The following is a 15,516-nucleotide window of genomic DNA, read 5'->3' as shown; positions in this document are numbered from 1 at the left end:
TTTAAATATATTGTACATATTTGTAGTCTTGAAGTTTGTAGTTATACTTGTGAATTTGATAATATTATTATTGTTTGCATTTTTTAAGTAATGAATATTGTTTAGTGTATTATCAAATATTGTATGTATGTTTAAGTAATATTTATATATTGCTGCTTATTGAGATTACTTTTATTAAATTTATTGTAGTTATTTGAATGTTAAGTATGAGTTTTCAGTTTATTTATATGTTTAATATTGTAGTTAAAATTAGGTAATATATGTATTGGTTAAGTTTTTATTAAGACTAAGTGTAAAGGTTCTTTAATTGTTATATCTATATTGTGCTGGTATTAAGATATTGTGAAATTGTTATATTATTGATCCTAGTAATTTTAGACGTATTTTTAAGTGTTTAATGTGTTGTGTTTCTTTTAATTTATAAGGTACTTCTCGTTTTTTATTTATAGTTAAATTTATAACATAAAATTTGTTTTATGTTTTTGTTGGAAATTATATTAAATAATATTTGGTTGTTATGTAGTATTGCAATACTTGATTTTCCATCCTTGGTTTAATATAAATTTGTATATTTTTATGCGTAATTTTATCAAGTTGTTTATTGTGTGTATTTATGCAAGTTTATTATGAAATTTCTGTATTATGTATAAAAAAGTATTATTGTAAAATGCGGTTTAGTTTATATTTTTAGTAGTATGGTATGAGTATTCTAAAATAAAGTATATTATTTTTCTGTGAAGTTTAACTATTAGCAATCTGATTATATCTATGTATGCTTATTACATCATTAGTGTGATAGTTAATACGTTGATGTTTATATTTGTATTGTAAATGTTTTTATGTTGAAAAGTTAATCATAACTATATGAGTTATATAGGTATTGTATATGAATGTTCGATCATGCGTGAGTGTATAGAATGTGTGATATGCAGATAAGATATAAGCCTTATTGTATATGTTATTGTGTTATTTATTAATAATGATTCATCATTGAAATCGTACTGTTATATAAAGATAGTACTAGTAGGTTAAACATTTCAAAAATACTAAACCTCTCAGAATTGTTTAATATCTCAATATCAATGAATTATCTATATTTCTGTTCTGGATCAGGTTTATTAAATGTTTTTCAATCTATGGATAAAAGTTTATGGTATTAGTATAGAGTTGAAAGAACAATTCTAAAATCAAAAAACTATTCTGAAAGTGATATTATGTGCATAGTAAGATTATTAAAAATTGCGTACTATTTTGAGTTTGTATAGAAACAGTTGTTATTAAGAATTGAGTATAGGATTGGTGTAGCAATAAATAACACATGTAATATGTATATGTGAATTCTTTGTATAATTGTAAGATAGTTTAATATGCTTCAGTGGAGGATATTAGGTTTTTGTGTGTAGTTAAAGTATATATTAATTGTTTTATGACTTAAGTATAGATGCTTGATAAGTAAAGGTTAGTTTCTGTATAACATATGTTTTTAATAATGTTTATGATAGATCTAGTAGTTATGTAATGTGTTTTTATAGGGTTTTTAAATTGCTGGTAAAATATATCTTTGTTGTGAGTTATTTAATATCGTTGATTTTGATAAATTTGGGTGATTTGTAAATCTTGAATTTCATCAAATTTTTGGTAAGTGTGATAATATGATACTTTTTTCTCAAAGGTTTCTTTTAATAATGAATGTTATAAAATTAATATAGTTAGTTGGTTATTAAATAATAAAATATTGCTTATATATCACTCTATACATGTGATTTGAGTATTATAGCAATTTAATCGTATATCAGTATCTGATAATATAGTATATTAGTCACAAATTATATGTGTCATACATAGTTCATTTGGTAATTTGACAATATTGTTTTATCTGGAAGAAGTAGTACCAACTTTTGTAAGTTTGAACTTTTGTCTAGAATTAATAAATATATATTGAGTATAAGCAAAAAATATGATATATTAAGATGTCTTAATTTTTTTTGCAATTTATATAAGTCTGATAAGTCACATTTCATTAAGTATTTTACTAATGAGATGTGACTTATTAATTATTTTAGTTAAGATAAGGCTTATATATGTAATCTTATCCCTCTATTACTCTTAATTATTTGTTCATTAATATAGTGTGAACTTATATATCAATATATATTAATAATATATATTATTTGTTGTAAATATTTAATAGATTAATATATTATTATTTATTAAATATTTTATATAGTTATTAATATGATTACTTCTTATAAATTGATGTATCCTTTTTGTAAACTACTAATGCCTCATTTAAGTAACAATACGTTGTATACTGATTACTATAGGTCAACTATAGATAAAAGATTTCAGTATGAGGATTTGAGTATTTTAGTAGATTCCTTAATACATTCTTTTGAATGCTCTTTTGATATTTTATTAAGTAAGTTGGATTTATTTAGTTGTACGAATATTATAGGTAAAGATATGATAAATAGAACTAGGTTATCAGTTAATAAGTTTATTTGTACTTCTCTTAAGCCTATTTTGCGATTAAATAGTAAAATATTATACAATAGTTATCGTCAGTCAGCAATAACTCATAGGCGTGAGTGTGGGGATTTAGGTGTTTTAGCTGATTCTTTAATACAGCTTGTTGAGAAATCTTGTGATATTTTAAATAAGCCAGGTTTGTTTAATAATGTACATATTAGGAATAAAGAAATAAATAGAATCAGATTATCAGCATCTGTTATTATTCTTGAATGGTCTAATGCAATTACTACACTAATAAGTCGTGGTGTGCCTAATAATACGGCAAATCTAAACATGTTTAAAAATTTACTAATAACTATAAATCTTTCATTATATATTATCAATAGTAGTTGTAAGCTATTGATGCAACATACAAGTTGTTCCCTAAGGGATCAATTATTAGTTGCTTCTGTAGTTGATTGTATGGAATATTTTGCTAACTTGGTCAATGAGCGTATTACTAGTAAAGTGAAACGTTATATTTCTATATTAAGTACTTCTGTAGATGATGTGTCTGTTGTTGAGTTATTTAATCGGCGTAACAATATAATAGATAGAATGTTGTGCTAAAAGGTATTTTTATATTTGTGTAAAAGGATTTTATTAATAGGGTTCCTAATTAGCATTGGTGAATTGAAACATATTTTTAATAAATTCTTTATATGTGTAGTACATAGTGAAATCGTAAATCTCGTGTTGTTATAAATTCATACTTTTTCACTTTCAATTTAATAACGTCATTTTCTGGATAAATAGTTATGAAACTTTCTTTGTATATAGTTAGTACTATAGGTGTGATTATATTGTTATTTTGCTTGATGTTAATTTTGTATTGTATCGATATTGCATATGCTAATATTAAAAACTGTGTTTTCAATAATACTGGTAAAACTAAAAATGCTGTGAATTTATCTATTGAAAACAGGGTTAAAAACTCTGTTTTATGTGGTCTAAAAAAAGAATTTAGAAGTACATTAAGAAATTTTTGTGATTATAATAATGTTAACTCTGTAGCAGCAAAATCTGCTCAATATGGTGGTCTGATGGTAAAAGCTGGTTCTAAATACATCCAAGATTTAATATCTGAAATAGATGACCGAATTGTTAATCAGTATATTACTGGGAGGGTATTATCACTAGAAGTATTAATAATGCAATTTGAGGATACAATATATACTATATGTAATGAGGAAACTATACAGTGCGAACTACAAAGAGTGCTATATGTACGTTTGCTTGTAAATAATATTTTAAAGTTGACAAAAAGTATATGTGAACAAAGTGATATTGAATTAATGGAAATATATGGAATGAAATTTGAATATGCTTTATCTTTTATTCATAGTGGTTTTACTTATATAATGAAAAATATATGTACATTAAGTGGTAATGTTTATTGTAATAATCAAAAACAGTTGTGTACTGATGATGTTACTTTTACTACTATATCATTATATGATATAAACCATTGTATTAGTCATTAGATAAATTTCTAAGCTTTATTTGTATTTGTTATGTGGAATGTTCAAATATTAGGTTAATTTTTATTCACTTGGATAAGTAGTGTGTATTGGTATAAATTAACTTGTGCTTTTTATTCTATAAATTGTAATAGTGTGTGTCTAATGTGTTAATTCTTAACTATCTTGGTCAGTGTTGAGTTATTTTATTTGCTAATTTTTACTGATGTGAAAAGTAAATATTGATATGTAAGTTATGTAATATTATTTAATTACTAATTTCAGTTATGTTGCATTAGTATGACATAACTGTATATTTAAAATTGTGTATTAGTATAATTTTATTCAACAGTTTTGTTAAACTAAGATGTAGTTTAGTTTGTTGTAAGTGTAGTACTTTAATTTTTAATTTTTGATATATTAATGTTAGCTAGGTAATATATAATTTGTATATTTGATATACTAAATATTAGTACTATTGATTATATACATGATCAAATTTGTTATAATTGTAAGGGAGCTAAATGAGAGTTTCATTTATGTAGAGAATATGATTAGTGTTTTATTGTAGTCAATATTTCTTGACATTTTTACTAGTTATATTTTTTATTGTTTGTGATACGTTAATACAAGATATTAAAAAATATATATAGACTACTAATTAGGTTATCAAAAAATAAAATTTGACACATTAAACTTAGTATTAAAGAATTATAACCTGATATGTTAAGTTATGTGATAAGGTAACGGATTTAACAAGAGCTGTTTTTTTAATTTTTATGTTATATGTAGTGTATTATTTTAATGTACACATTATGGATCAATTGGTGTATATAAATTAGGATGATAGATCTCAAGTATCTTTTTATATTTTGTTAATTTATATTAGTTTGATCTTTATACTAACATCAGTACTAGTTATTTTAGAAAAGTAGTATTAAAGTACAGGTTTGTATAGTTTATTTTTAATTTTTAGCTGTTCATATTGAGTTAACATGAATATTCAAGTATGTTATGGCTTGTGGCATTATTAGAAAGTATCAAGCTTAGAGTTTTCAATTTTATTGTTTGTATTAAGTTAATGTGCATACTAGTTTGGTGTCAATGTATTCTAGTGAAGTAACGTCAGGAATTACAAATCTCCAAAATTTATCTGCTTGAGTTAATATGTATATTTAATTTTTGATATATTATGGCTTGTGGAATTATTAAAGAGTATTAAGCTTAGAATTTTCAATTTTATTGTTTGTATTAAGTTAATGTGCATACTAGTTTGGCGTCAATGTATTGTAGTGAAGTAACGTCAGGAATTACAAATCTCTAGAATTTATCTGCTTGAGTTAATATGTATATTTAATTTTTGATATATTATGGCTTGTGGCATTATTAAAGAGTATTGAGCTCAGAATTTTCAATTTTATTGTTTATTAAGTTAGTGTGGGTACTAGTTTTGTATCAATGTATTGTAGTGAAGTAACGTCAGGAATTACAAATCTCCAGAATTTATCTGTTGCCTTACTAATACCTATCCTGGGGGTGCAAATATAATCATCTATATTAAGATTTGTATCACAAATGCAGAAACTATGATTTGCTGTCATGTCTATATTGTTATGTTCTTTTGTTATGTCTAGGATTTTACATATTTTCCCTGGTCCATTAACTTTTGTATGTGGTGTATTTTTAGATAATAAGATTATACTTCGAATTAATATTGCTGCAGGGAAACCTTCAGGTTCTGTAACAACGTTGAGGCAGTGATACATTCCATAGATTAAATAAACATAAGAGAATCCAGGGTTACCAAACATTACAGCAGTGCGCTTTGTATATCCGTGGAAAGAATGTGCTGCTTGATCATCTTGTCCTATATATGCTTCTGTTTCTGTTATAATCCCTTTGTGTTGATTAAAAAGTAACATCTTGCCTAGTAAGCTGCTTGCAACATCAAGTGATTTTTGTTTATAAAATGACTTCTTTAATATGTTGTACATGTATTGTCTTTATCACTACTATGGGACTATTTACAACTAATTATATTAGTGATGTATAATTTTTGTCAATTAATGGAAATGAGCTATGGATAGTGTGAAGAAGGGGTAGATATTTTGTTAATATAAAAAAGCTATGTGCATTATAATAGAATACGAAATGTATTTTACAAAATTACATTTATTATTGGTGATATCTAAGTATAGGTTTAAGAATATGCATAGCTTTTCAATATTAAAGTAAGATACTATAGGTACAATTAGTTAGCGTATAAAATATTAATGCTATAGAAGGATAAATTGATTAAGGAATATTTGTAGTATTTAAGTAACGTGACTATCCATATTTAGTTATATTATAATGGTAATAATTATGAAAGTATTGTTTAATGTTATCTAAATTATAATGTTTTTAAGTTTTCAAGTACAGTTAGTAATTTGTTGGAAACATATAATATTCATAAGTTATTTTTAGTGGCTAGTTATATGATATGTGTACTTTGTAAGAGAACTTTAGTAACATTATTTAATTAGGGTAAATTGATTTATTAGCATTATAAAGATTTTTATAAATTGTACAACTATTCCTACATTAATTACCTATAGGGTTATTGATTTTTCATATTATTGTGTGATATACTCCCATGTGTTACTGATTAATGGTGTGTTATGCCGTATAGAGATTTTGCTATAACTTGGTTAGCTATATTGATAGCGTGTATCATCACGATATGTGTACTAATACATGTGCTATGTAGGTATGCGTTTCCTGATCTCAAAACACGTCTAGAACGGGAAAGAAAAGCACAGGCAAAAATGGATAAGTTACTTGCTAAACAAAACGAGTCATTAGTTAATAATAAACAAGAAGAAAAGAGTGAAAAAGAGCCTGACATATTGTCAGAAGGTGATACTCAGCCATTAGGATGCCATTGTTCAAATTCAGATAAATTGAATGATGAGTCTGTAGAGTTGCTAGAGGAACAACAGGATCAACTACAGAGTGAACAGCTACCACAACTTGTGTCTAGCCCTACTGTAGTTGAACAAGATGAGATAAGTCAAGTTGAGTCTACAATGGAAGGGTTACATCCTACTGGTTCACCGTGTTGTCGAAGACGGGCTCTAACTTCTCTAGTTAGTGATGTTATCATTGAGCAACAGGGTAATAGCCAAGGTAAGGAGTAGTTTTAACAGGTGGGTTATTTTAGTAAAGGAGAATCAGTTGTTGACAGTTGGAGATCTATCTGTTGTCAAAGATAGAAAATGTGTTAGAAAAGAATTACTTATAGAAGTTATATAATTTTTTTTAGTATCTAATTAAGTAGGATTGTAGATATATGGTGTTGTTATTATACAATATTGTTAAGTCTCATGAAAATGATGCTATCAAATTGTTAATGCTATCATAAGGTCTATTAAATGAAAAATCTGTATAACGTTTTATATTCTTTTTAGTTATGAATTTATGTAATATATGTATTTGAATACTCTAAATTCCATTTAGTTAAGACAAATTGACTTATGAGAATGATAAGTATTTAGTTAATGATTTTGCTGTGATATGTATTAAGTGAGTAGCGTTAGACTTGTCTTTTTCATTATTTTTGTATATAATGTAGTGTATTAGTTAAATAATGGTCTGTATTATGCATTCTGATTATTACACTTTAGCTATTATAGGTTCAGTAGGTTTAGCACTAATCATACTTTTGTTATGTGTTAGTCAACTTATCAAATATGCGATCGCTTTTTATGATGTTGCAGTACGTCCAACTGGTCCATATCATCATCGCTATCTTAAGTTAAAGGAAAGAGTATGTGGGTTGCCTTCATTAAGAGTTGCAGGTCAGAAATCTGATAAGGAGAAACAAGAGAATGTCTTAGCTGGTAGGTCGTGTAAAGCTATACTAGGTATACTTGATCAAGAACAGGAAAGTAAAGAACAGCAAGATACTCAATTTAGTGGTGTAGAAGAAACATCATATCCCTTACTTAGTAGAGTGATTATAATAACTGATCTTGTAAACATTGAACAAAAAGATGTGGGTTGTAGTAAAACTTAGATTTTTAAAAGCAAAAATTGACATAATATAAAAAATGCTTCTGTAGATATATCTTATAGAATATAAAGTTGTTCTATTGTTGTATTATTGCAAGAAGATCACTGACCTTAAATATCAAATATTCTGTTGTTGTGTAATACTATTATAGTAATTATATATTACTTATTAGATGGTACCTAGAATGTATTAGTTAATAAGTAGAATGACTATTTTTGTTTGTTAATCAAGAACTGTTGATTCTATGCTTGTTACCTCAGTGAGGTAAGTTATTTTTTTAGTGTGACTCTATTGTCATAATTGAGTTAGGATGTATAAATTGAGTCTATATATTTTACCATACATAATGTAATTTTAAAGTTAGTATTTGATGTATGTATTAGCTTATTAATAGGTTTTTTAGGATGTGTTAATATGTTTATAAAGGTAAGCACTATAGAACAATTTAAAAAAATATAATTTGTGGATGTTTATCTGTTGGTGTACAAAGTGAAAATGAAAAATTCATTATACTAACTTATTAGTAAAATAATATGGACCTTTAAATTGTGATAATACAGTCTGACCATTAGAAATTATTTGTATTGTTTTGTACCATTATCGCAATTAAGTTAAGGTGTATAGGTTAAGTATGTTTCATATGTATGCAGTAATAATGCTAATATTAATAGTTGATGTGTCAGTTTATTGAGAGCTTTTTTATGATATGTTGATAATACTTGCAAGAGTGAATTTTGAGAAATTTAGTAAGATCTAGTTTATGAATAATTATAATTTTGAGATGTATTTAGTGAAATAAAGCATGATCTATATCTAAAGGAAAGAATAAATTTTTTAGTACTATTATTAAATTTAAGAAACCTAGTGTGTAGCACAAATTATTAATGGTACTTTATTATTTGATATCAAAATTATTTGTGTCCTAATTGTTACTTAAGTATAGTATCAATAAAATTAGTAATCTTGGTGAGAAAAAAATATTCTAACGTATTAAATCAGATTATAAAGTTGACAATAATAGAAGGTTTATAGTTGCTATATGTTGATATTAGGTAGTATGGTGTTTGTGTTTAATATTTGTAATATAGTGTATCGTGTATTTTGATTAATACATAATTTATTAGATGCTTAGTATTTTGCATTAGCAAAGTTATATTTTGTGATATTTTGACTACTATGATTGATTCATAATGGATTATGCATTTCCGTAATGATGACATATAAATATGTCCCATTTATGTCCAGATAATGTTGTATTAAAATAACTGTCATTATTATAAGATTAATTATTCGTGTATATATCGTGTATATATATTGTATATTGTGATATTTATATATTATAAAATTGCTGCATAATATAAATATACCTATTATGTATAGAAATAAAATTTTTATGTAGCATGGCAGTTTTGTTCTAATATATTGTGAAAAGTGTAATTATATTATTTATGACATGTGTAGAGGGTAACCTTGTAATATATATATGCAATATAAAATTAATAATAGATTATTCGAGGGATTATAAAAGTAATTGTGATTTAAAATATCATAAAGTCCAGCTATAGATTGCCTGTTGTTATATTATAGATACAGTTATGTATGGTTATATACAAAAATGTGCTGATAATACCATATTACATATACTTGATAATTTAAAGTGGTAAATTAAGAATAAGATAGATTATTTTATACTATGCTTTCAAATTAGTAAATTGGTTTATGTAACAGTATCCTATTAGGATATACTAGATAAAGATCTATATATTTTTACGATATATATAAATTCAGTTCATTACAAAATAATATCGTGATTATTTAAGTATTATACTCATCTAATAATACCAGTTATATGAGCAGTGTTCTTTATTTGTTACTGTATTGATGTCTTGAGAAATATGTAATAATTTTATGCATACAAAAAATAGGAATAATAGTACATCATCAGATATTATTATTGATACATAATATATTGTCTTGTTTAAATAATAATAGTACACTTACTAGTGTGTGTTTTTAGGATTAGTAAGATTCTCAATATTCACAAAAAGTAATAATCAACTTAATAAAAATATATATTTAACATTGGAAATACGGTTATTGGCAATTTCTACTTTATTTAGAACCTTAATGCGTCCGATTTATATGAGTATATTTTGTGAATTATCTGATTATCACATGAGTTTATTGTTTTGAAATTAATGGAGTGTGTGTAATGTATGGAAATAATATTAGTTATATACTTGTAGGAATAATATTAGTGATTTTGTTAATGATATTATTAACCGTCATATGGTGTATGTATTATAGTTTTCACAGTACTACTAGTTGTAATGAGCTAGATAAAGTAGAATTGCCTAAAACAAGAGCGCGTGAAACTAGTAGTGATATTACAGTTATATCTGATGGAAGAGAAGATAGTCGAATTTTAGAAGAAGAAATAGAAAGTCTGCATCTTGTTATGAAGAATGTTGATGTTCAGCAATGCTGTGAATGTTCCAGTAGTTTCGGAGTGAAGTGGTCTCATAATGATACAAGTGATAAATCTGATGTTTTTGATGTTGCCAGTAAATGTGATTCTGTAGAAGATAAAGTTCATGGTGTTATAAGTTCTCAAGTTTCTGTTGAACCAGTTAGTGATTCTGAAGTAGAGAGTTTTGTGAATAATACAAAAGCAGAAGATAAAGTGGTAAAAGCTGCACAAATACAAGATGTGCCAGATTCTAACAATTCCCAGAGTAATGTTGGAATTATTATGAATGTTATTGTAAATTCTGTATTAGATTTATCTGACTATATCATGCAGTAGTTTACATAATAATATAAATAATAGTTTTTTCAGTGTTAGATATACTAGTATATAATATATGACAATTAATCTTATATAGTAAAGAGTTACAAGTTACCGTGCGGTAAGTAATATACTATTCTATTCTTGTATAGGGTATATGTAAGTTATAATGTAAAATTTATTTTTTAATAAATCTAATTCAAGTAGTGAAAAGAATTATAGTAATTATTATAATAAATTAATAGGGTGAGATATCCTTAGTGGATATTGTATAAATGCGTAATAATGAATGTGCTTATTGTATATAGAGTGTCTACATTTGTACTATATTATGATCAAAACAATATATAATTATTAATGTGTAGCTGATATTAACCTATAGTACTATGAAAAATATGTGTCTTATGAATTACATGATGCTCAAATTGAATGAGAGAAGGGCATATGTTTATATTCTAAAAATAGAATATAATTGTCAGTGTATATTTAGTATAAATTTCGTAATATGAGAGAAGTAAACTTGATATATATCTGATATATCATCATATTTTTAAAGGGTTATACATCAGTATCATATTATTGTAATAAAGAAGTACAATATAATTATCATTATGTAATTTATATAAACTCTAGTACTATATGAGTGGTAAGTTGCAATATGTATCTTAGTAAATTACAGTATTTTTAACTTAAGAAATGGACTGCAATATTTGATTGTTATCATGATTAAAGAAGTACAATATAATTATCATTATGTAATTTATATAAACTCTAGTACTATATGAGTGGTAAGTTGCAATATGTATCTTAGTAAATTATAGTATTTTTAAGTTAAGAAATAGACTACAATATTTGATTGTTATCATAATTAAAGAAGTGCAATATAATTATCATTATGTAATTTATATAAACTCTAGTACTATACGAGTGGTAAGTTGCAATATGTATCTTAGTAAATTACAGTATTTTTAAGTTAAGAAATAGACTACAATATTTGATTGTTATCATGATTAAAGAAGTGCAATATAATTATCATTATGTAATTTATATAAACTCTAGTACTATATGAGTGGTAAGTTGCAATATGTATCTTAGTAAATTACAGTATTTTCAAGTTAAGAAATGGACTACAATATTTGGTTGTTATCATGATTAAAGAAGTACAATATAATTATCATTATGTAATTTATATAAACTCTAGTACTATACGAGTGGTAAGTTGCAATATGTATCTTAGTAAATTACAGTATTTTTAAGTTAAGAAATGGACTACAATATTTGATTGTTATCATGATTAAAGAAGTGCAATATAATTATCATTATGTATAATTTATCCTAAATGTTATAACGTAAGGACAGTAAATTTTATATGTATAAATAGGTTAGAGTATTTTCAAAATTAAAAATAAGGTTATTATTTTACATTAAGGCTACAGTATAAAATTGAACACAGTAATATGATTTTAAAATTTTTAGTAATAGTTTTATAAATGTTATTATGAATGTAAAATGTATGTTCTATATAGATTTTTCGTATTGATATGAGAGAGAATTAAATAGTGTTATATTTATTTCAATGTGCTTGAATTATAAATATAGATCTCTAAAGGATTGTCTAAATTTTTCAAAATGATAATGGTGTGTTGTATAAATTTTATTTATATGGTTAATTACAGTAGATTGCTGATTATTATATAGATGTGTGTATTTCTTATAGATATTTACTTGTATATAATTTTTTATAAATAATCCGTTAAATACAAAATTTTTAATCGAGAAAATATTATTTTGCTATTCTAGTATATATAATAAAAAAAATGTGAATAATAAACTTGATAAATAAAATTATAAGACATCATTATTCATAGTATTTTACTATGCTGGTGATTATATATTTCTGTTATATGATAAAACTTCAAGAAAAATCCTTTATGTATTAATACTCTTAAAAGGTAATAAATTAGTTACTTTTTCCTAGTATTATTTTTAATATTTAGCATATAAAGGACATATAGAAACATTTTAGTTAAAATATATATTATAAAATACAATATTATGAGATTTCATATTAATAATGTTGTTTTTTACTATATAATTAATTTACAAAAATTAGTTGTGTGTTTCTGATTCATCAAAATATAGGTCATTTATTCTGTTAAAGAAGGCATACATTAATATGCATGTGTTAAAAATTAAGTAGTTTATTAATCAATAAAAATTCATGTGAGAAGAAGGAATCTATATGTTAGAGGTTAAAGAATATTGTTTTATAGCATCGATGGCACTATTGGTCTCACTATGTGTTCTTATATGTATTGCTGTATGTCTGTTATCCAAATTTCAAAAAGTTAGGAAAGCATGGCATAATGAGGAGATACGAGATAAATATTATTGTTCAGATGTTGAAGAACAAATTCGAAACATAATTGCAAAAACTGATGAGTTACATGTTCTGACAAAGAAGGTTCATGATTTACATAATGTTATGAATGAAGATGGTATATGTTCGGATAAAAAAGTTATACCTAGTGATAGTATACTAACTACAAATCTATTATCTAGAATACCTGATAAAGTTGAGATACTTGGATTACCTAGTCGCCGTTTGTTAAATGATAAAATGACTGATAAAGATGGTAAACATGTTGTTCAAGAAGAGGATGTACTTTTGGATTCTAAACAAAGTTCACAGGAGGTGGTGTCTAAACAGAGTGTTAATGATACAAAATCAAGTTATATGACGTCTGATGTATCAATTACTCCTGTTGGTGAAGAAGATATTCAGTTGGGTTGTAGACGTTGAAATATCTATTGAGATAAATTTGTAGTTAAAGTATATCAATTATTCAAAATTAAGTTGTGTTTGATGTATTAATTACTGTGTTTTAGTAGAGGAAATTTTTAAAAGATCTATCAAAAAATGATTTGTAGTATGAAGCATGAATTTAATATAGTTAGTATTATTATTCCTCAATATATTTAATTACTTTTTTATGAGTTTAATAAGAATATTTATATAGAGAGATATAAGATTATACTATTGATATGTTGTATTGCTTATAGAGATTAAAATATTATCTTTTTGTAACATAGGTATATTTGTGGAGATTGAACTTTTTTATTTATTTTTTAATAGTGTTTAAATAACTACCTGCTTAGTTATTCTTTATTTGTTATCAATTTTTATTATCTAGAAAACGTTAGATATCGGTTTTTATGTATTCCGATTATCAGTCTTATATTTATAAGTGTTGCTATCGGTTATATAACTGTTATTTATCTTTAAATTTGTCAACCATGATTTATCATGTGTTGTATATATTTCTTGTAAAATGATGTTATCTAATAACATTGGAAAAAATTTCTTTCTTACTTGTTTATATTAATTATTTCTGATGAACTTAATGCTAAGCATTGAATGGAATATATAGGTTTATCAATTGAATTTACTTCTAATGTTTGATGTATTACTTATTAAATAATGTGCAAAATGCTTATATATAATGGGTATGGTTGTAGTCTGGGTTTTTAATATGTGCTGGTATTGATTACTATGCTCAGAAATTCTTTTATATTAGCTAAATTTTTATATAGCAGTTAAGTTAATAAGATGTATTACATATTAATATATATTTCTATCTTAAAGAAAAAGATTAATATATTAATTACTATTCTATGATACTATGTATTATAGATCAGAATATTAGTATCTAATGGCAATATATATATAAGAACTGTAGAAGCTATAATAATTTTTGGAATTATTTTGTTAAACCAGTTTATATATGACGATTATTTTTTTCACTAATTAGCTACATGTTATATTTAAATAGAGAGGTATTATGAATTTTCAAACTTGTATAGCCTTAACAGTTGTTACATCAGTATTATTGCTTGCTTGTATAATTACAATGGTTAAGGTTTTTTGTAAATTGAAAAAAATTGATAACTCTATTGCTGGTGTAGTACGTACAAATCTTATGTACTATGGAAGTACACGGAGTGAACTTAGGGATTTGTCTGATAATATAACATTGCGTGTAAATGAATTAAAGTCTGAGTTATTATATTTGTCAGATGAATTGACAAGACATTTATATGATAAAGTTCTTGATATATATTGTAATCAAAATCGAAGTATTAGCGATCAAAGAAGTGGAATTGATGAGAAAGTAGCTCAGAGCTCTGATCCTGTTGTACATAGTGATATACAACACGATTTACAAGAACATACAGAGGCTGAACAGGTAGTTCCTGAAGTTAAAAAACAATATGTTCTGACATCAGAAGAACATCATGATCAAGATGAACATTCTATGATGCATGTTAATGCACAAGTTATGCTTGGAGAAAGTAGAGATGTTAAGTCAACTCCGTCTAAAGAGGATGTGAAGTCTAGTTTAGATTATGTAGAATTACGTCATATAAATAGTGAGGCTATGAATTTGGCAAAATAAATTTTTAATGTATTTTGAGAAAAATATAAGTATATTTACCTGTTGTATAAATTCAATACGTGTTTACGTGAAAGGGAATATATAGAGTTTTTTACTAAATTTGTGTTATATTATGGTTTCAGTTTCCTATTTGTTGGTATAATAAATTATATCGTTGTTGTATATTATGCATGGAAATTTCTAAATTATATATGTAATGTAGATTGTTGAGAATTATTTGCATCATTATGTCTTCATTAATCTAGT

General features: G+C 25.0%; 8 protein-coding genes and 1 pseudogene. 7 read left to right on the top strand and 2 right to left on the bottom strand.

The window, feature by feature from the left end:
* The first annotated feature begins 2,235 nt into the window (after positions 1-2,235).
* Together ERUM_RS03885 and ERUM_RS03880 are read left to right on the top strand one after the other, a co-directional pair.
* Complete coding sequence (locus tag ERUM_RS03885; protein WP_011155398.1) at positions 2,236-3,081, top strand: hypothetical protein; 846 nt, start codon at positions 2,236-2,238, stop codon at positions 3,079-3,081.
* 188 nt (positions 3,082-3,269) lie between these two features.
* Complete coding sequence (locus ERUM_RS03880) at positions 3,270-3,995, top strand: hypothetical protein (protein ID WP_011155397.1); 726 nt, start codon at positions 3,270-3,272, stop codon at positions 3,993-3,995.
* 1,049 nt (positions 3,996-5,044) lie between these two features.
* Here the strand turns inward: ERUM_RS03880 and ERUM_RS05110 are convergent.
* Positions 5,045-5,131, bottom strand: a pseudogene (locus ERUM_RS05110) (DNA-3-methyladenine glycosylase); the annotation flags it as partial.
* Between the two features lie 267 nt (positions 5,132-5,398).
* Positions 5,399-5,965: a DNA-3-methyladenine glycosylase gene (locus tag ERUM_RS03875; RefSeq protein ID WP_011155396.1), complete on the bottom strand. Its 567-nt coding sequence runs from the start codon at positions 5,963-5,965 to the stop codon at positions 5,399-5,401.
* 666 nt (positions 5,966-6,631) lie between these two features.
* Here ERUM_RS03875 and ERUM_RS03870 point away from each other — a divergent pair.
* The 5 genes from ERUM_RS03870 (at position 6,632) to ERUM_RS03850 (ending at position 15,270) form a co-directional block, all read left to right on the top strand.
* The gene (locus tag ERUM_RS03870; RefSeq protein ID WP_011155395.1) at positions 6,632-7,150 is read left to right on the top strand and encodes a hypothetical protein; all 519 of its coding nucleotides are present in this window, start codon (positions 6,632-6,634) and stop codon (positions 7,148-7,150) included.
* A 461-nt stretch (positions 7,151-7,611) separates the two neighbouring features.
* Positions 7,612-8,028: a hypothetical protein gene (locus ERUM_RS03865; RefSeq protein WP_231837202.1), complete on the top strand. Its 417-nt coding sequence runs from the start codon at positions 7,612-7,614 to the stop codon at positions 8,026-8,028.
* A 2,209-nt stretch (positions 8,029-10,237) separates the two neighbouring features.
* The gene (locus ERUM_RS03860) at positions 10,238-10,831 is read left to right on the top strand and encodes a hypothetical protein (RefSeq protein WP_011155393.1); all 594 of its coding nucleotides are present in this window, start codon (positions 10,238-10,240) and stop codon (positions 10,829-10,831) included.
* A 2,224-nt stretch (positions 10,832-13,055) separates the two neighbouring features.
* Entirely contained in the window at positions 13,056-13,616 is a 561-nt protein-coding gene (locus ERUM_RS03855; protein WP_011155392.1) for a hypothetical protein, read from the top strand.
* A 1,039-nt stretch (positions 13,617-14,655) separates the two neighbouring features.
* Positions 14,656-15,270: a hypothetical protein gene (locus ERUM_RS03850; RefSeq protein WP_011155391.1), complete on the top strand. Its 615-nt coding sequence runs from the start codon at positions 14,656-14,658 to the stop codon at positions 15,268-15,270.
* The last annotated feature ends 246 nt before the right edge of the window (positions 15,271-15,516 follow it).

The organism is Ehrlichia ruminantium str. Welgevonden (assembly GCF_000026005.1).
Taxonomy (GTDB): domain Bacteria; phylum Pseudomonadota; class Alphaproteobacteria; order Rickettsiales; family Anaplasmataceae; genus Ehrlichia; species Ehrlichia ruminantium.
This window is presented reverse-complemented; position numbering and strand designations above follow the sequence as displayed.